General features: G+C 67.4%; 15 protein-coding genes and 1 tRNA gene. 8 read left to right on the plus strand and 8 right to left on the minus strand.

Annotated features, from left to right (window positions below; all coding sequences use genetic code 11):
• Positions 1–29 precede the first annotated feature (29 nt).
• Entirely contained in the window at positions 30–1,511 is a 1,482-nt protein-coding gene (locus ACWGID_RS17855) for a DHA2 family efflux MFS transporter permease subunit (RefSeq protein ID WP_452197778.1), read from the minus strand.
• Positions 1,512–1,568: 57 nt separating this feature from the next.
• Complete coding sequence (locus ACWGID_RS17860) at positions 1,569–2,186, minus strand: DUF624 domain-containing protein (protein WP_452197780.1); 618 nt, start codon at positions 2,184–2,186, stop codon at positions 1,569–1,571.
• 90 nt (positions 2,187–2,276) lie between these two features.
• On the opposite strand from ACWGID_RS17860, the gene ACWGID_RS17865 reads away from it, so the two are divergent.
• The 4 genes from ACWGID_RS17865 (at position 2,277) to ACWGID_RS17880 (ending at position 6,607) form a co-directional block, all read left to right on the plus strand.
• A complete protein-coding gene (locus ACWGID_RS17865; RefSeq protein WP_452197782.1) occupies positions 2,277–3,359 on the plus strand; it encodes a substrate-binding domain-containing protein in 1,083 nt (360 codons plus the stop codon).
• A 143-nt stretch (positions 3,360–3,502) separates the two neighbouring features.
• Positions 3,503–4,777, plus strand: coding sequence for an extracellular solute-binding protein (locus ACWGID_RS17870; protein ID WP_452197784.1), 1,275 nt, complete (start codon positions 3,503–3,505; stop codon positions 4,775–4,777).
• The gene (locus ACWGID_RS17875) at positions 4,774–5,712 is read left to right on the plus strand and encodes a carbohydrate ABC transporter permease (RefSeq protein WP_452197786.1); all 939 of its coding nucleotides are present in this window, start codon (positions 4,774–4,776) and stop codon (positions 5,710–5,712) included. The genes ACWGID_RS17870 and ACWGID_RS17875 overlap by 4 nt, the downstream gene beginning before the upstream one ends.
• A complete protein-coding gene (locus tag ACWGID_RS17880; RefSeq protein ID WP_452197788.1) occupies positions 5,705–6,607 on the plus strand; it encodes a carbohydrate ABC transporter permease in 903 nt (300 codons plus the stop codon). The genes ACWGID_RS17875 and ACWGID_RS17880 overlap by 8 nt, the downstream gene beginning before the upstream one ends.
• 283 nt (positions 6,608–6,890) lie before the next feature.
• Here the strand turns inward: ACWGID_RS17880 and ACWGID_RS17885 are convergent, their stop codons facing one another.
• On the minus strand, positions 6,891–7,484 hold the full coding sequence (locus ACWGID_RS17885) for a TetR/AcrR family transcriptional regulator (protein WP_452197789.1): 594 nt from the start codon (positions 7,482–7,484) through the stop codon (positions 6,891–6,893).
• Between the two features lie 209 nt (positions 7,485–7,693).
• Here ACWGID_RS17885 and ACWGID_RS17890 point away from each other — a divergent pair, with 209 nt between their 5' ends.
• Entirely contained in the window at positions 7,694–8,470 is a 777-nt protein-coding gene (locus ACWGID_RS17890) for a nitroreductase/quinone reductase family protein (RefSeq protein ID WP_452197837.1), read from the plus strand.
• A 9-nt stretch (positions 8,471–8,479) separates the two neighbouring features.
• Here the strand turns inward: ACWGID_RS17890 and ACWGID_RS17895 are convergent, their stop codons facing one another.
• Genes ACWGID_RS17895 through ACWGID_RS17905 form a run of 3 tightly spaced genes read right to left on the minus strand, consistent with a single transcriptional unit; the run spans position 8,480 to position 12,299 of the window.
• Positions 8,480–9,235, minus strand: a complete 756-nt coding sequence (locus tag ACWGID_RS17895) for a class I SAM-dependent methyltransferase (RefSeq protein WP_452197791.1) — start codon at positions 9,233–9,235, stop codon at positions 8,480–8,482.
• 41 nt (positions 9,236–9,276) lie between these two features.
• Positions 9,277–11,595 carry an ABC transporter permease gene (locus ACWGID_RS17900; RefSeq protein ID WP_452197793.1) on the minus strand — a complete coding sequence of 773 codons (2,319 nt, stop codon included), beginning with the start codon at positions 11,593–11,595 and terminating at the stop codon, positions 9,277–9,279.
• Positions 11,592–12,299, minus strand: coding sequence for an ABC transporter ATP-binding protein (locus tag ACWGID_RS17905; protein ID WP_452197795.1), 708 nt, complete (start codon positions 12,297–12,299; stop codon positions 11,592–11,594). Before ACWGID_RS17905 ends, ACWGID_RS17900 begins: the two co-directional genes overlap by 4 nt.
• Positions 12,300–12,439: 140 nt before the next feature.
• On the opposite strand from ACWGID_RS17905, the gene ACWGID_RS17910 reads away from it, so the two are divergent.
• From ACWGID_RS17910 to ACWGID_RS17920, 3 genes are read left to right on the plus strand one after another with little or no spacing between them, the layout of a single operon-like run.
• Entirely contained in the window at positions 12,440–13,228 is a 789-nt protein-coding gene (locus ACWGID_RS17910; protein ID WP_452197797.1) for a sensor histidine kinase, read from the plus strand.
• Positions 13,225–13,884 (plus strand): response regulator, encoded by a 660-nt coding sequence (locus tag ACWGID_RS17915; RefSeq protein ID WP_452197798.1) that lies wholly within the window; start codon positions 13,225–13,227, stop codon positions 13,882–13,884. The genes ACWGID_RS17910 and ACWGID_RS17915 overlap by 4 nt, the downstream gene beginning before the upstream one ends.
• A gap of 19 nt (positions 13,885–13,903) precedes the next feature.
• On the plus strand, positions 13,904–14,749 hold the full coding sequence (locus tag ACWGID_RS17920; RefSeq protein ID WP_452197800.1) for an aminoglycoside phosphotransferase family protein: 846 nt from the start codon (positions 13,904–13,906) through the stop codon (positions 14,747–14,749).
• A gap of 8 nt (positions 14,750–14,757) precedes the next feature.
• On the opposite strand, the gene ACWGID_RS17925 is transcribed toward ACWGID_RS17920, so the two are convergent.
• Complete coding sequence (locus ACWGID_RS17925) at positions 14,758–16,254, minus strand: IMP dehydrogenase (protein ID WP_452197802.1); 1,497 nt, start codon at positions 16,252–16,254, stop codon at positions 14,758–14,760.
• Between the two features lie 113 nt (positions 16,255–16,367).
• Positions 16,368–16,455 (minus strand) — tRNA-Ser (locus tag ACWGID_RS17930).
• Positions 16,456–16,465: the final 10 nt, after the last annotated feature.

The following is a 16,465-nucleotide window of genomic DNA, read 5'->3' on the forward strand; positions in this document are numbered from 1 at the left end:
GTGGTCGCGGGGAGTTCGGCGTACTTGGATCAGGCGGCTTCGCAGAGGAGTTCTTCGGGCTCCGGGGTGGTTTCGGCCGGCTGCTTCGCGGGGCGCATCACGGTGATGGCGATGGCGACCGAGGCGGCGACGATGACGGCGGCGATGGCGAAGGAGAAGCGGTAGCCGTCGGTCAGGGCCTCCAGGGCCGGCTTGGAGCTCGCGGCGGTGCGCGTCGCGGAGAGGGTGGCCAGGATCGCGAGGCCCAGGGCGGCGCCGACCTCGCCCATGGTGCCGATCAGACCGGAGGCGAGGCCCGCGTCTTCGGGCTTGACGTCTGACATCGACAGGCCCATCAGTGCGGGGAAGCAGATGCCGCCGCCCAGGCCCAGCAGGGCTAGTACGGGCAGGACGTGGACGAAGTAGTTGCCACCGACCGGAGCCTGCGTGAAGAGGACCAGTCCGACGACGATGAGCGACAGTCCGGCGATCAGCGGGCGCCGCGGGCCGAACCGCATCACCAGCTTCTCGGAGTACTTCACCGACAGCAGCCCCATCACCAGAGTGGTCGGCAGGAAGGACAGTCCGATCTCCAGAGCGTCGTACCCGAGCACTCGCTGCAGGTAGAGCGAGCCGAGGAAGAAGATGCCGAACATCCCGGAGCTGGACAGCGCCTGGATCAGGTTGGCGCCGGTCAGCGTGCGGGAGCGGAAGATCCGCAGCGGCACCAGTGGGTTGGCGGCAGTCGCCTCACGAGCGATGAACCCGCCCAGCAGCACCAGCGTCACCGCACCCAGCACCAGCGTCCGCGGAGCGGTCCAGCCGAGCTCAGCCGCCGGCTTCACGATGGTGAACACACCGACCATCAGCGCCGCGGTGATCAGCACAGCACCCGGTACGTCGGTTCCGCGGCCCAGACCGAGGCCCTTGTCCTTCTCGATGAGTTTGACGGCCAGTGCGGTCGTCAGCACGCCGATCGGCAGGTTCACGAAGAAGATCCAGTGCCAGCTGATCGCCTGCGTCAGTACACCGCCGGCCAGCAGACCGATCGACCCACCGGCCGACGCGACGAACGCGTACATGCCGATCGCCTTGGCCTGCTCCCGCGGCTCGGGGAACAGCGTCACGATCATGCCGAGGATGACAGCGGAGGTCAGCGCGCCGCCGACGCCCTGGATGAACCGGGCGATCACCAGCACCTCCTGCGACCTGGCCAGACCACACAGCACGGACGCGGCGGTGAAAACGACCAGTCCGGCGGTGAAGACGTTCCGGCGGCCGAGGAGGTCGCCGAGCCGGCCGGCCAGCAGGAGCAGACCGCCGAAGGCGATCAGGTAGGCGTTCACCACCCACGCGAGGGAGGAGCTGGTGAAGCCGAGGTCGTCCTGGATGGCCGGTAGGGCCACGTTCACCACGGTGACGTCGAGCACGATCATCAACATGCCCGCGCACAGCGTGTAGAGGGCCAGCCAGCGCGAGCGGCCGCCCTGCGCGGCCGGCGCAGTCGCCAGGGTGTCGGTCGTCGCGTACATTCCGGTCTCCTTCGTCCGTCGTTTTGGCCTTTCACCTCTACGTCGGACGGGGAGGACTCAGATTGACACGTCTTCAGAAGTTTTTTCGCGACGGGTGCGTGACATCGCGTACGCGGTGAGTGCCGGGACTAGTCCGGACCCCACGACCAACAGCGTGGGTACCTGCGTGGCCAGAGCGAACCAGGTGAGCAGTACGACGACCCCACCGGCCACCGGGAGCGGTCGACGGAGCAGGAACAGGTTGGCGGACCGGAACAGCGACTTCATGGTCGCCGTGACCGGAGCCTCGGGCAGAATCGCCAGTCCGCTCAGGTAGAGCCCGAGGATCATCCCGGTGAGCGGGATCAGGATCGCCAGCGCGAAGATCCGGGCCGGCCCGTTGGCGTACGCCCAGAACGAGATGCCGAACGCCAGCATCAGCCCACCGACGTACAGCGCGAGCCCCGACATCCAGAAGTTCTTCATCGCCCAGCGGAACTCGCGGAAGAACTGGCGCAGCAGCTTCGGCTTGTCCTGACTGATCGCCTCCGGCAGCACCCGCTGGAGCGCGAACGCCGCCGGGAAGAACGTCAGGATGGGCAGGCTGATCACCAGGAACACCAGCTGCAGCATCAACAGGTCGCCGACGACCGACAGCTTCGCCAACACGGTGTTCGTCCGGCCGGCCTTCTCCACCGATCGCCTCCTCGTTCCGTCCGAGCGTGTCTTGATCGTATGATCACGAACAATCACGCAGCCACCTCACCGGGACCGCCAGGGGACAGCATGCTTGCACAGGAGCGCCACGAGCTGATCCTGCGCAGCCTGCGCAGACACGGCCGGCTCCGGGTGGCGGACCTGGTGGCCGAGCTGGGCGTGTCCGCGATCACAGTACGCCGGGACCTGGCCGAACTGGACAAGGCCGGCCTGCTCCGCCGCGTACACGGTGGCGCGATCGGCACCGGCACCGCCGAACTGCCGGCCCGCGGCAGTCAGCTCACCATCGGCATCGTTGTCCCGGCCGCGGCGCCGTACTACTCGGACGTGATCCGCGGCGCCGAGGCGATGGCCGACCGGTACGGCGCCCGTCTCGTGCTCGGCGTCTCCGGGTACGACGCGGCGACGGAGCGCGAGCGGATCGACAAGGTGCTCGGGATCGGGATCGCCGGACTGCTGATCAGCACCGCGCTCGGTGACGGCGCGGCCGACCGGCTCGACGCCCGCCTGGACGAGCTCGACGTACCCGTGGTGCTGATGGAGCGGGCGTTCGGGTTCCCGCACGTGGCCCGCGAGTACGACCACGTTCGCACCGACCACGCGTACGGCGCGATGCTCGCGCTCCGGCATTTCGTGGCGCTCGGCCACCGCCGGATCGCGGTGAACCTGCAGGCGACGGTGACGGCGTACTGGCTGCGTCTCGGGCTCGAGACCGCCGCGAAGGCGCTCGGGGTCGAGGTCTTCCTGTCGCCCGTCGACCTCCCGATGCGCGGCGACGACCGCAACGCGGTCGCACAGCTGGACGCGTTCCTGGCCGAGTGCGAGTCCTTCGGGAGCCGCGCCGTACTCGTGCACTCCGACGAGCATGGCGCCCGCCTGGTCGAGCGCGCCATGGAGCGCGGTCTCCGAGTCCCCGAGGACCTGTCGGTGATCGCGTACAACGACGTGACCGCCGCGCTCGCCGTCGTACCCCTGACCGCCGTCTGCCCACCCCGCCAGGCCCTCGGCGAAACCGCGTGCGACCTCCTGCTCCGCAAGATCCAGACCCCCACCACCCCCGTCCAGCACCTCAGCCTCCTCCCCACCCTCAACATCCGAACCTCCTGCGGCGCGAGCGCGGACACGCACCGCCAGGCCATCACCATCGGCTGACCCCGCTCGGCAGATCTCGATCGTGATCGAATGTGATCGTTCGAGCGATTGGGTATTGACGAGGAAAGCCCTTTCCCATACTTTCGCTGCACTTGGGTGGGGTCTTGGGCCCCGGCTGAACAAGTCAGCGAAGGAGTTCCCCTGTGAGACGTGGAGTGGGACTGACCCTGCTGGCCGCTGCGCTCAGCGTGGTGGTCAGTAGTTGTGGCAACGGGGTGATCGACAAGAGCACCGACGGCGTGCCGCCGGCCGAGGCGACCGGGACGTTGCGGGTACTGCTGCCGTCCTTCCCGCCGAGTGCCAAGGGCAAGGCCGAGTTCCAGAAGGTCGTCGACGACTTCCACAAGACCTATCCGAAGATGAAGGTCGAGCCGGACTTCGCGACGTACAAGAACCTGAACGAGAAGATGTCGACGTCGATCGCGGCCGGCATCCCGTACGACGTGATGGTGACCGGCGTCGGATGGGTCCAGCCGTTCGCGTCGAAGCGGATCTTCGAGGATCTCGGCAACTACGGCGTGACGCCGGACGTGATCAAGGAGAAGAGCACGCCGGCGCTGATCCCGGCGGTGACGTACGACAAGAAGTTGTACGCGTACCCGCTGATCGCCGACGCGCGCGCGGTGGCGCTGCGCAAGAGCGCGTTCGTGGAGGCCGGCCTGGACCCGTCCAAGCCGCCGAAGTCGCTCGCCGAGCTCAAGGTCGCGGCCGAGAAGCTGACCAAGCGGGACAAGGACGGCAACATCACCCGCAGCGGTTTCGACCTCGCCTCGGCGAGTGGTTTCCGGCAGTCGTTCGTGACCTTCCTGGCCTCGACCGGTACGCCGCTCTACATCGGGGGTGAGCCGAACTTCGACAACAAGGAGGGGCTCGACACCCTGCTGTGGATCAAGTCGATGATCAACAACGTCCAGCCGTACGGCCAGACCAACGCCGCCCAGCAACCACTCGTGCTCACTGGTGAGGCCGCGATGGGCATCGTCAACGGCGGCGTGGACTGCTCCGCGGACGGGATCGGGCAGAAGAACTGCGACGACCTGGAGTTCTTCCGCTTCGACAGCGGCAAGGAGATCGAGTACGTCGGCGGCGACCTGGCCTCGATCGGATCGCGCAGCCGGCACAAGGACGCGGCCTGGTCGTTCATCCAGACGCTGACAAAGCCGACCACTCTGGACGCGCTCGCCAAGCTGAACAAGAAGATCCCGGCCTACAAGGACTCCAGCAACTCCCCGGCCGCGAAGTCGAACCCGTTGAGCCAGTTCGTCGCCGACGGCCTGCCGTACGCCGTCAACGAGAACGAAGTACCGGCCAACTGGCTCGAGATGCGCGGCAACTTCGACATCCAGCTCACCCAGGCGGTCCTCGGACAGAAGGATCCCGCCAAGGTGCTGCACAACCTGGCAGGACAGTCGCGATGAGTACAACTCTTGAACGTCCGGCGGTCTCCACGCCTCGCAAGGTGACGCCGCCGAAGGCCGATCGAACGCTGATCCGCAGCCAGGTCCGGGCCGGCTGGACACTGCTCACTCCCGCGCTGCTGCACTCCGGCATCTTCATCGTGCTTCCGGTGATCGCCGTCCTCGTGCTCAGCCTGACCGACTACAGCTTCGGTGACTCCTTCTCCTGGGTCGGGTTCGGCAACTACGCGGACCTGTTCCGGGACGCCAACTTCCTGGCGTCGCTGTGGCACACCGTGCTGTACGCGATCATCGTGATCCCGATCTCGATGGCGGTCTCGCTCGCGGTCGCGATGGGGCTGAACCAGAAGATCCGCGGCCTCGGCTTCTTCCGGACGGCGTTCTACATCCCGACCGTCACCGCGACCGTTGCCGTGGCCACCATCTGGCTGTGGATCTACAACCCGGGCTCCGGCCTGGCGAACGGGTTCCTCAGCCTGTTCGGGTTCGCGCCGAACCGCTGGCTGGCCGACCCGGGCACCGCGCTGGGATCGCTGATGGTGGTCGGGATCTGGCAGGGGCTCGGCACCAAGATCATCATCTACCTCGCCGCGTTGCAGGGCGTCTCCCGCGACCTGATCGAGTCGTCGGAGTTGGACGGTGCCGGCCGCTGGCAGCGGTTCGTCAACGTCACCTGGCCGGCGATCGGGCCGGTCCAGTTCTTCGTACTGATCACGTCGATCGTCGGCACCTTCCAGGTGTTCGACCTGGTGTACGTGATGACGCAGGGCGGCCCCGGCTCGTCGACGCGGGTGCTGGTGATGGACATCTACCAGAACGCGTTCCAGAACCTGAAACTCGGCTACGCCTCCGCCGAGACCGTGATCATGATGATCGTGATCGCGCTCTTCATCGGCGCCGGGCGCGTGCTCCAGAAGGCGGATGCCAATGACTAGCGCAACGCTGCCGGCCGTCGCCGGTACCAAGCGGCCGGCCGTCCGGCCGGGCCGGATCCTGTTGTACGTCGTCCTCACGGTCGGCGGTCTCCTGATGATCGTTCCATTCGTCTGGATGCTGCTGACCGCGTTCAAGTCCAACCTGGAGATCGCGAAGTTCGGCTGGCTGCCGCAGGAGCTGCGCTGGCACAACTTCGTCGAGGCGATGCAGACCGCGCCGTTCCTGCGGTACTTCCGGAACAGCCTGTTCATCGCGGTCGGCGAGACGGCGTTCACGCTGGCGGTCTGTACGACGGCCGGCTACGCGCTCGCGAAACTGCCGATCCGCGGCGGCAAGGCACTGCTCAGCTACTTCATCGTGCTGCTGATGGTGCCGTTCCAGATCATCCTGGTGCCGCTGTTCCTGATCGTGAAGTCGATCCCGCTGTTCGGCGGCAACAACATCCTCGGCCAGGGCGGGATCGGCTGGCTGAACTCGTGGTGGGGCCTGATCATCCCGCTCGGCGCAGCGCCTTTGTTCACCTTCTTGGCCCGGCAGTTCTACGTCTCGCTGCCGGATCAGCTGGCGCAGGCGGCTCGGGTCGACGGGCTCGGTGAGTTCGGCATCTTCTGGCGGATCATGACGCCGCTGATCAAGCCGGCCCTGATCACGATCGCGGTGTTCCAGATCGAGGCCGCCTGGAACGGGTTCCTCTGGCCGCTGATGATCACCACGTCGGACGAGATGCGGCCGCTGCAGCTGGGGCTGGCGATCTTCTCCCAGAACCCGGCCGAGATCCAGTGGCCGTACCTGATGGCCGGTACGGCGCTCGCGACGCTGCCGATGATCGTGCTGTTCGTGTTCGCCCAGAAGCGGTTCGTCGAAGGAATGGCGAACGTCGGCATCAAGGGTTAGATCCTCGAGCAGGTGCTCACCCCGCCCCGGGTGAGCACCTGCGAGGCCCCCTCCACACGCGCGGTGGTCCCGAAGAAACACCGGAGCTCCCCACTCGGCCCCCCGCTGGGTCACTCACCCGTTTATCGGTCCAGTGTGCAGGTCGTTACAGCGTTCGTGAGGTTTTTTCGCTAGTTCCACCCCGTTTTCCACAACACCCCACAAACCACGACGTACCGCAGACGCGTGACAACAGCGGGTACCCGAATTCCGCAGGGCTTAGGCGTGTACGACGCTTTGCGGGCTACGTGAGGTGGGCGTGGACGACGTACCTGATGGTGGGGTCGAGGTCTGTGGTGCCGAGGAGGGTTAGGGCGTTGGTGGCTCGGAGGGTGGCTAGGCCGTGGATGTTTGTCCACAGGGCGGTGGCGCGGAGGTCGGCGTCGGTGGGGTGTTGGCGGGCGACCAGGTCCACGAACGTCTGGAACAGCGGGAGCGAGGTCACGCGAAGGTTGCCGCCGGCGCCGGACAGTAGGTCGTGGCGGAAGATCAGGTCGAACATTCCGGGGCGTTCGGCGGCGAATTCCAGGTAGCGGCGGGCTGCCTGCACCAGTTGGTCCTCGGGCGAGCCGTCGGGGTACGGCGTCAGTCGGGCGGCTAGGTCGGTGAGGCCGGTGGCGGCGATCGCGGCGAGGAGCGCGTTGTGGGTCGGGAAGTACCGCCGGGGCGCGCCGTGTGAGACGCCGGTACGGCGGGCGATCGCGCGCAGGGTCAGATTGCCGAGGCCCTCCTGCTCGAGAAGCTCGACCCCGGCCTGCACGAGCCGCTCGGGCAGCGCCGCATCGGGCAGCGCCGCATCGGACTGCGGCACCTGCGACACCTCCGGCACATCGGGCACGGTGACATTGTTGCCGTTCTTGGATTGGCCCGGTGGTTTGGGTACGATCTTCGACGTGACTGCCGGGTCGGCTTCCAGCCATTCACGAGTCGGGTTCCCGGCTGCGCTCTGAGCGCCCCGCGGGCCCCGCCCGCCGCTTCTCTCCCCGTCTGTACGTTCTTCCACGACCCAGAGAGAAGCGAATCCTGAACGATTTCACCGCACAACTCATCGACGATTTCCGGGCCAACGCCGGCCAGGTCGGCGGGCCCTTCGAGAACTCACGGTTGTTGCTCCTAACAACCACCGGCGCGCGGACCGGCCAATCGCGGACCGCGATCCTCGCGTATTACCCCGACGGCGCCCGGGTCCTGGTCGTCGGCTCGGCCGCTGGCAGCCCGAAACACCCCGCCTGGTACCACAACCTGCTCGCCCAGCCCGAGGTCACAGTGGACCTAGGTCTCTTCAGCTACCCGGCAACAGCCGTCGTACTCCGCGGCTCGGAACGCGACGAGGTCTTCGCGCGACTCGTCGAGGCCGACTCGGGGTGGGGCGAGTACCAGAAGAAGACCACCCGGACGATTCCGGTCGTCGCGCTCGAGCAGCGCCCCGGCCCGCCGCCGGGAGCCGAGCGTGGGTTCGGCGAGGCGCTGAAGATCATCCACGCTGCGTTCCGGCGCGAGCTTTCCCTGATCCGCAAGGAGGTTGCGAACTCGGGGACGCTCGGCGCGCAGCTGCGCATCAACTGCCTGACGGTCTGTCAGGGTTTGCACTTCCACCACACCGGCGAGTCGACCGGGCTGTTTCCGGCGCTCGTCCAGCAACACCCGGAGCTGACCGACGTGGTCGACGAGCTCCAGGTGGAGCACGACAAGATCGCCGTACTGCTCGGTGAACTGGAGCGCCTCGTCGGCGCTCCCGAAGTCGTCGACCAGATCGACGAACTGATCGCCCAACTCAACGCCCACCTGGACCGCGAGGAGGCCGCGCTCCTGCCTTATCTCTAAGGGCCTTATCTATATGGGTCTGCGGGCCAGGAGCGCGTAGGAGTTGGGGAGTCGGCCGGACCAGGCGGCGGCACTGGTGTCGTCCTGCGGTCGCCAGAACGGCTCGGCGTACTCCTCGAGGACCTGGACCTGCAGACCGGCCCGGGAGACGGCAGTGACGATCTGGCCGAGCGTCCACTGCCACTCCTGGGCGCCGTTGCCCGGGAAGGTGTCGTTGATGTGTGACTCCGCGAAGTAGCTGCGGTCCGGGCGGACACGTGGTTCGTCTTCGTCCCAGCTCCACAGCGGAACGGCCGGGTGGGCCTCGTACACGAACAGATGCCCACCCGGCCGGACCAGGCGCGCCACGTCCCGCGCCCACGCGTCGATGTCCCGCATCCAGATCAGCGCGCCTTTGCCCGTGTAGACGAGATCCGCACACCCATCGTCAAGCGGTACGCCGGGAACCTCGGCCACCGTGTAGCGACAGGGCATCCCGAGCTCGTCGGCCCGCCGCTGCGCCGCGCCCGCAGCTACAGAGCTGTAGTCCACGCCCACGACCTCCCGGGCGCCTGCCTTGACCAGTCCGATGTCGTCGAGCCCGTGTCCGCTCTGCAGATGCACTACTACTGGCCGCTCCGCGAGCACAGGCGCCAGCAACTCCAGTTCCCGCTCGAACAGCAACCCGTCACCACGGGCCTGCTCCAGCAACTCGTCGTACTCCCGGATGTGCTTGCTGGAGGCCTGCTCCCAGACCACCCGATTACCCGCGACCACCTCGTCCATGAGTCCAGTCAGCCCGACTCGAGCCCGCCAAGCAACCGGAATTACTCGTTGTGGAGGACCTCGGCGATGGTGGTACGGGCGGCTGCGCGGGCGGGGAAGTAGGCGCCGGCGGCCGCGATCAGCATGCCGGCCAGGACCAGGAGGGCCAGCAGACCGACGGGGAAGACGTGCAGCATGAACGACGGGAGCTCTATCTGGGCACCGTTCGCCATAGCGGGAACGACCAGGCGGTGGGCGATGATGCCGAGCGGAATGCCCAACAGGCCACCAATGGCGCCCAGCGCGGTCATGGACGTCACGACCATCACAGTGACCTGTGCGGGCGTCATCCCGATCGACTTGAGCATGCCCAGGTCGCGGCGCCGTTCGCGGGTGTTGAGTACGACGGTGTTGAAGACACCCAGTGCCGCGACGGTTCCCAGCATCAGCGTGAGCAGTACTACGGTCGCGAGGACCACGGTGACGAAGGTGCCGGCGTCCTGGCCATCTGCCTGCTGCAGTCCGGAGTCCTTTGCCTGCACAGCCTGCACGACCGCGTTCAGATCGGTGCCGGGCTTCACATTGACCTCATAGAGGTTCGCACGCAGTTTCGGAGCGATCAGCGCGAGTGTCGACCAGTTGGACAGCACCTCGTCGGCAGAGTTGTACATCGCCTTCCCGACGATCTGTGCGCGCACAGTCTTGCCCTGTCCTTGCAGTGTGATCGTGTCGCCGACCGCAAGCCCCCGCTGCCGCAGGAAGCGTTCCGACACGACCACCTCTCCCGGTCCGTCGAACCAGCGCCCAGCCAGGATGCGGTACCCGAGCTGATCGAAGTCCCCGCGGTAGAACGACGTCCGCAGGTCGGTCTGCGTACCAGCGATCCGCAGGTCCAGCTCAGCCATCGCTGCGACCGACGTGACGCCTGGCGTGGACCGGAGTACCGCCTCGTCCTCCGCGTCACTCAACTTCGCACCAGGCGGGCCATTGGGGTCGCTTGGACTAGCTCCATTCGGACCGGCGAAGAAGGTCAGGTCAACGGCGTTCACCCGACTGGCAGCCTGCTGGTACGTCGTCAGCGACTTCCCGAGCCCCACCGCCAAGGTCACGCTGGTGACGCCGAGCACCACAGCTGCCAGCGTCAACGCCGTGCGTCCAGGACGGGCAAAAGGCAGTCCCAAGCCCAGACTGACCGACCGTGGCAGGCGAGTCCCGCTCAACCACCTCTGTGCCGTCAGACCGCGTCCAGCTCGCGGTGCGCTTCCAGCACTGATCGCCTGTGCTGCCGACAGACTTCGCGCCCTCAGCGCAGGCGCCAACGCAGACAGTGCCACGAGAGCAGGTACGCCGATCAGGGTGGCGACGTCGACCCAGACGGGTACGCCGAGCCCACCGGCTCCGTAGCTCTCGAAAGCCCTCGTCAGCAGGGAAGTGGCGAGTATGTTGCCCAGAACAACTCCACCGGCACAGCCGACGACAGCAGGGATCGACACCATCCCGAGGTACACAGCCAGCACCTGTGTCGGGGTGAACCCCAGTGCCTTCAATACGCCAATGTGCTTGAAGCCGGCGACCACGGCACCGCTGACGACGTTCGCAACGATCAGTACGGCGACCGCTAGCCCCAGCCAGCCGAACATCATCAAGAACGGTACGAACGTGTTTGGCTCACCTGCCGCGGCTGCCCGCAACGCCAGGTAGGACTGTGCGCCGAGCAGAGCGCCACACGGAAGCCCTGCGGTCACCGCGTTCTGGCCGGCCGTCACCTCCGCGTTCGTCGCCGCGTGGGCGAACCGATAGAGCATCTGCGTTGACGTCGGCTTCAACTCGCTCATCTGCGCTGGGCTGACCCATGCGTCCGCCGACTGGCTGACGCTGTACGCGAAGCCGACGATGGTCAGCGTCCGGCCGTCCGGCATCGTCAGCGTCCCGTTCAGCTGCGGCGTGCCATGTCCGGCGGAGTCGGTGGGGTTCCGGTTGAGCACGATCTCCCCCGGCTTGTCCGCCCAGTGCCCCTTCCAGACATTGAGCCGGTCGACGACGCCACCTGGATCCGCGCGGCCCACAGTCACCAGCGACCCGAGCATCGGCGGCTGAGAGACGTCCAGCGTCGCCTGAGCGAACGGTCCGGCCGTAGCCGGCGCATTCCGCCCAGCCTCGGTCAACTGGGAGTCGGTGACCTTGGTCCGGTCGTACGACGCGGCCAGCTGCGCACCGCTCTGTTTGGCGTACGCCTGGTCGAACGGACCGCTCGAGGCGGCCAGCAGTCCCAGCGCGACCACAATCATCGTTGTGGAGAGCAGTACGACCACGCCGATCACCACGGTCTGCACGCGACGCCGTCGTACCGCTGCTCGCGACACCGGCCAGACCGCGGTCACGACGTACGCTCCAGGCTGCGTTCGCCGGCGATCTGCCCGTCGACGAAGTCGATGACTCGGCTGGCGCAGCGTGTCGCGAGCTGCTGGTCGTGTGTCACCAGTAGAAGCGTCTGGCCGATTTGGTTGAGGTCCAGCAGCAGATCCATGACCTGCTCGCCGGACCGGGTGTCCAGGGCACCTGTCGGTTCGTCGGCGAGCAGGACGGCTGGTCGGTTCATCAGTGCGCGCGCGACCGCGACTCGTTGCCGTTCACCGCCGCTCAGCTGCGCCGGATAGGTGTTGCGTCGGCCGGCGATGCCCAGCTCCTCGAAGAGCTCGAGTGCACGCTTGCGCGCGTGCGGGGCCGAAGTACCGGTGAGCTGTGCGGCCAGTGCCACGTTGTCGAGGGCGGACAGGTCGTCCAGCAGGTTGAAGAACTGGAAGATCATCCCGATCCGCCGGCGGCGGAACAGGGCCAGCCCCTTCTCGTCCATCGTGCCCAGGTCGTCGCCGTGCACCACGACGGAGCCCGACGTCGGCCGGTCCAGCCCCGCGACCATGCTCAACAGTGTGGACTTGCCGCTGCCGGACGGTCCCATCACCGCGACCGCCTCACCGGCGTGGATCTCCAGCGACACACCGTCGAGCGCGAGGGATTCGCCGTACTCCTTGCGCACTGCGGTGAGCTCTACGACCGCCTCTGCGTTGCCTACGTCGTCCGTCATGCTGCTCACGCTAGGTCCGCTCGAAGCCCGCTGACGTCACCCTGCCGACGTAAAGTCCGGCAGCCGTCATCCTGGAGATGTACGGCGGTGCGCCTCGCGGATGATGCGTAGCGTCCGATGCCTTTGGGACAGTAGACCTCGTGACCATTCTGTGGCTAGTTGTCGCGGCACTGGCCGTGTTGGCCGGGCTGCTGGCGCTCGCACTGGTCCGTGCACGGCGTGCGCACGCGCGGGCGCTGGAGGAGCGCGGGTGGCTGCTGGAGCGCGAACGCGAGACAGCCGCCCGGAGCGCAGTCGACGCCGAGCGTGCGCGGATAGCTCACGATCTGCACGACATCGTGAGTCACAACGTCAGCGTCATGGTCATTCAGGCCGGTGCGGCGCGGCATGTCCTTGTCAATGAGCCGGAGCAGGCTGAGTCGGCCCTGCTGGCTGTTGAGGCCGCCGGTCGCGACACCATGGCTGAGCTGCGGCATCTGCTCGGTGTGCTCGTGCCCAAGGACGACTCGGACGAGGCACTGTCTCCACAGCCGAGTCTGGCTCAGCTGAGCACTCTGATCGACCGGACCGCGTTCGCTGGCTTACCTGTCGAAGTACGCATCTCTGGTGACCCCTGTGACTTGCCGACCGGCGTGGACGTCACGGCGTACCGCATCATTCAGGAGGCCCTCACCAACGCGCTCAAGCACGGTGACGGCGTCAGAGCTGAGGTGACGGTCCGCTATGCCCCGCACGCCCTTCGCCTGGAGATCCTCAACACCGGGCCAAGCATCCTCACCGGTGGACGCCCACCGGCTCCCGAGGGCGACGGCCGCGGTCTCCGTGGCCTGACGCAACGGGTGGCCGTGTACGGCGGGGACCTGGACGCGCGCCGCCGACTCGGTGGTGGCTTCCGCGTTCGGGCCAAGCTGCCGCTGGAACGCCCATGACGACGCGAGTGGTGATCGCGGACGACCAGGCCCTGGTACGGACCGGCTTCCGGATGATCCTCGCCGCTCGCGGCATCGAGGTCGTCGGAGAGGCCGCGGACGGCGAGGAAGCAGTGGACGCCGTACGGCGCCTGCGTCCCGACGTCGTCCTGATGGACATCCGCATGCCCACGATGGACGGTCTGGAAGCCACCCGGCGCATCCTCGCCACGCCGACCGACTGCCGCGTCCTGATCCTCACGACCTTCGATCTCGACCGCTACGTGTACGCCGCCCTCGCGGCCGGCGCCAGCGGGTTCTTGCTCAAGGACGTCACGCCCGAGCACCTGGCCGCCGCCGTCCGCCTGGTCACCACTGGCGACGCCCTCCTGGCCCCGTCCATCACCCGCCGTCTGGTCGAACGGTTCGCCACATCGACTGCCACTCAGCCCGCCGTACACCGCGGCCTCTCCAGCCTCACCCCCCGTGAGCTAGAGGTCCTCACACTCATGGGCCAGGGGCTGTCCAACGCCGAGATCGCCGCCGCGCTGACGCTCAGCGAAGCCACCGCGAAGACCCACGCGGCCCGGATCTTCGCCAAGCTCGCCCTGCGAGACCGAGCCCAGGCTGTCGTCCTTGCCTACGAAACGGGCCTCATTACCCCTGGAGACCATTGACGGGGACGTAAACTCGGCCATGAGGGAAACCACAGTTGCCTGGGCCGCCACCTGTTGTGGCGCGCCGATCCGCGAAGTCCGACCACTGCACGGTGCCCAAGGCCCGTGGCTGCTGGTCGCCGGCTCGACCCGGTGCATCCTGCGCGCACCTACTCCACGCATCGGCGCCGGCATGATCGCCACCGCTGCCGCGGCACTACAGGTGGCTGATCGCCATCAGTTGCCGGCGCCACGTCTGCTGGCCGCGGACCTGACCGGCGAGCATGCCGGCGTACCGGCGTCTCTTGAAACAGTGGTTCCTGGGACCACGGACTGGGCGTTGGGAACACCTGCGAGCCTGCGCGCCGCCGGTGCTGCACTGACTGCTCTGCACGCTCTCCAGATGTCTCCGCGGGAGCACCTGCCGTTCCGTCCCCGTCCGATCGCCGTGGACGACTTCGCCGCCGACCGTCGCGCCGGACGCATGCCGACCACGCCCCTCCTCCAGCAGGCCGACACCCTGGTCACCGCCCATGGGCTACCGCCTGAGGAGCCCGTGTTCCTCCATGGCGACGTTTGGCCCGGCAACATCGTGTGGACCGGCGACCGTCTGACCGCCTTCATCGACTGGAAGACCGCCGGCGTAGGCGCTCCCGGTGTGGACCTGTCCGAGCTCCGCAAACAGGTCGCCATCAGCTTCGGCTCGGACGCCCCCGCCCACGTCCTGACCGGCTGGGAACAAGCCACCGGCCGCAAAGCCGACCACGTCGCCTACTGGGACGCAGTAGCCGCCCTCAACACCCCAACCACGCTGTACGCCGCCACAGCCACAGCCACCGCCAGCCGCGACGCCTTCCTCCACCAGGCCCTGTCCAACCTGCCCTGACCCGCGCCTCAGACGATCGTTGCTGGGGTGTCTCGGAGGGTGACGCTGGCGTGGCTCTCCTGGAAGCTCTGCTCGGAGACCAGAGTGAGCCGGGCGGTGGACTGGAACTCCGGCAGTGTGGTGGACCCGCAGGAGACCATCGTGGTCTTGAGCTTGGCGATGGTCACGGCGAGGCCCTCGTCGAGGTCGCCGGCGTACGGGACGTAGCCGTCGACGCCTTCCTCGAAGATCAGGCCCTGACCGCCCTGGCCGTAGCGCTGCCAGTTGCGGGCACGGTTCGAGCCTTCGCCCCAGTACTCCTTGACGAAGCCGTCCCGGGTCGGGAGCTTCGCGCCGGCGGCTTGGTCGAACCGGGCGAAGTACCGGCCCATCATCACGAAGTCGGCGCCCATCGCCAGCGCCAGGGCCACGTGGTAGTCGTGGACCAGCCCGCCGTCGGAGCAGATCGGCACGTACTCGCCGGTGCGTTCGTGGAACGCGTCCCGCGCCGCGGCGACATCCAGGACCGCGCTGGCCTGGCCGCGGCCGATGCCCTTCTGGTCACGGGTGATGCAGATGGAGCCGCCGCCCACACCGACCTTGACGAAGTCGGCGCCGGCCTCCGCGAGAAAGGTGAACGCCTCACCGTCGACCACGTTGCCACCGCCGACCGGGATCTCGGGATACTGCTTCTTCACCCAGGTCAGGGCCTCTGCCTGCCAGTCGCTGTAGCCGTCGGAGGAGTCGAAGCACAGGGCGTCCGCGCCCGCTTCCAGCAAGGCGGGGACTCGCTCCTGGTAGTCGTGGGTGTTGATGCCAGCGCCGACACGCAGACGCTTGGCGGCGTCGACGATCTGGTGCGGGAAGCGCTTGTTGTCGGCGTAGTCCGATCGGAAGACCAGATGTTGCAGGTGGCCCTCGTCGCCCACCACCGGGAGAGAGTCGAGCCGTTCGTCCCACAGCCGGGCGTTGGCCTCGGAGAGCGTGGTGTCGGGCCCGGCGTGGGGCAGGTCCGGCATGGGAGTCATCCGACCGCTGACTGGTCCGTCGAGGTCGTGTCGCTGGGGGTGGAAGTCCCGGGAGGTCACCAGGCCGAGCAGGCGGCCGGTGGCGGTCCCGTCGTCTGTGACCGCGGCGGTGCTGTGGCCGGTACGACGCATGACGTCGACCAACACGCTCAGAGTGTCGTCGGGACGGACGTTGGTGTCGCTGGTGACGAATCCGGCCTTGAAGTTCTTCACCCGGCGGACCGCAGCGGCCTGGTCCTGGATCGGCTGGTTGTGGTGCACAAAGCTCAGGCCGCCGTTGCGCGCGAGCGCGATGGCGAGTTCCGGCGTACTGACCGCCTGCATGATCGCGGAGGTGAACGGGGAGCCCAGCTCGATCGCTGATGGTTCCCCCACACGGTGCCGCACCAGGGGCGTGCGCAGGTCTACCGTCCCCGGTGAGCAGTCGGTCCGGGTCCGGTTCGGCAGCAGCAGGAACTCGTTGAACGTCCGCGAGACCTCGGCGATGATCTGTGCCACTCGTTCCTCCTGCTCCGTCGACCGGGGCCCGGCTGCCCCGCCGTGGGTGCCTCCGAAACGCGAGAACCCCGCTCTGACCTGCAGAACGGGGTTTCCGGTTGTCTCTGGGAGACTGGCGGAGGATACGAGATTCGAACTCGTGAGGGGTTGCCCCCAACACGCTTTCCAAGCGTGCGCCCTAGGCCTCTAGGCGAATCCTCCAAGCGGAGAG

Source organism: Kribbella sp. NPDC054772, from assembly GCF_053611945.1.